Genomic DNA, 1920 nt, shown 5'->3' on the forward strand with positions numbered 1-1920 from the left:
TTCTGATGCATTAACCACATTATCAGCTGTTACTGAATCAACTGCGAAGTTGACACCATCGGTATTTGGACCAACTGCATCGACAATAGCTGTGCCTGGTAATGATGGGTTACCTGCTGGATCTGTAGCAATCGCCTCAACTTCATCGCCATCATTCAGACCAGGGTTTGGCACAGTCCACGTACCGTCCGGTCCTGCTACAACACTTGCTGTACTACCGTCCGGATAAGTCACAGTCACTGTTGAACCAGGTTCTGCTGTACCTGTAATCGGGTCTGTCCCGTTAACCGGGTTAATTACTGGAGCATCAGGTGCAGTGGTATCGATTGTATATGTTTGTGTATCGTTAACAGTGCTGCTATTACCTACTGCATCAGTGAAGGTTACTTTGGCATCAATTGTTTTATCTGCATCCGCTGTTAAACCACTACCAGGCACACTTACTGTCCATGTACCTGCTGCACTGTCTACAGTTGCAGTATAAGTTACCCCATTAATAACAACTGTAACGGCTGTAGTAGCCGCATCTGAAGGAACGTTTGTCAGAACACCAGTAATCGTGACATTGCCAGCCGCTTCTGATGCATTAACCACATTATCAGCTGTTACTGAATCAACTGCGAAGTTGACACCATCGGTATTTGGGCCAACTGCATCGACAATAGCTGTGCCTGGTAATGATGGGTTACCTGCTGGATCTGTAGCAATCGCCTCAACTTCATCGCCATCATTCAGACCAGGGTTTGGCACAGTCCACGTACCGTCCGGTCCTGCTACAACACTTGCTGTACTACCGTCCGGATAAGTCACAGTCACTGTTGAACCAGGTTCTGCTGTACCTGTAATCGGGTCTGTCCCGTTAACCGGGTCAATTACTGGTGCGTTCGGTGCAGCTGTATCAACTGTCACAACACCTGTATCTGTACCTACGTTACCTGCTGCATCGGTTGCAGTCACGGTAATGGTGTGTGGTCCATCAGTTAATGCAGGCAGTGTATTGTCTGCAAGCGTCCAGGTGCCGTCACCATTGTTCACTGCCGGATAGTCAACACCATCCACATTTACAACCACAGTGGCTGTCGGATCGTTCACTGTACCGGTTAACGCAGGTGTACTGTCATTCGTTAATAAATCAGTTATAACAACTGCTGGTGCAACTGCATCAACAGTAGCTGTACCTGGCAAAGATGGGTTGCCTGCTGGATCTGTAGCAATTGCCTCAACTTCATCACCATCATTAAGACCAGGGTTTGGTACTGACCAGCTGCCATCAGGTCCTGCCACGACTGTTGCTGTGTCACCATTAGGATAGGTTACTGTTACGGTTGAACCAGGTTCTGCAGTACCTGTAATCGGGTCTGTCCCGTTAACAGGGTCAATCACTGGCGCTGAAGGAGCAGCTGTATCCAGTGTATAAGGTTGTGTATCGTTAACTGTGCTGCTATTACCTGCTGCATCAGTGAAGGTTACTTTAGCATCAATCGTTTTATCAGCATCAGCAACCAAACCGCTACCTGGTACACTTACTGTCCATGTACCTGCTGCACTATCTACAGTTGCAGTATAAGTTACCCCATTAATAACAACTGTAACGGCTGTAGTAGCCGCATCTGAAGGAACGTTTGTCAAAACACCAGTAATCGTGACATTGCCAGCCGCTTCTGATGCATTAACCACATTATCAGCTGTTACCGAATCAACAGCAAAGTTAACACCATCCGTATTTGGACCAACTGCATCAACAATAGCTGTTCCTGGTCCTGATGTATTGCCAGCAGGGTCTGTTGCTACAGCTGTAACTTCATCACCATTATTCAAACCAGGGTTTGGTACAGTCCAAGTACCATCCGGTCCTGCTACAACACTTGCCGTACTACCGTTCGGATAAGTCACAGTTACTGTTGAACCAGGTTCTGCTGT

The 1920-nt window shown here is 47.4% G+C and carries 1 protein-coding gene; it reads right to left on the minus strand.

The features are described 5' to 3' along the window. Window positions 1-1920 (minus strand): Ig-like domain-containing protein (locus J690_RS23470; RefSeq protein ID WP_155762602.1); only part of this gene is annotated, 1920 nt, incomplete at both ends.

Origin of the sequence: Acinetobacter sp. 742879 (assembly GCF_000588535.1) — a bacterium.
Classification (GTDB): domain Bacteria; phylum Pseudomonadota; class Gammaproteobacteria; order Pseudomonadales; family Moraxellaceae; genus Acinetobacter; species Acinetobacter pittii.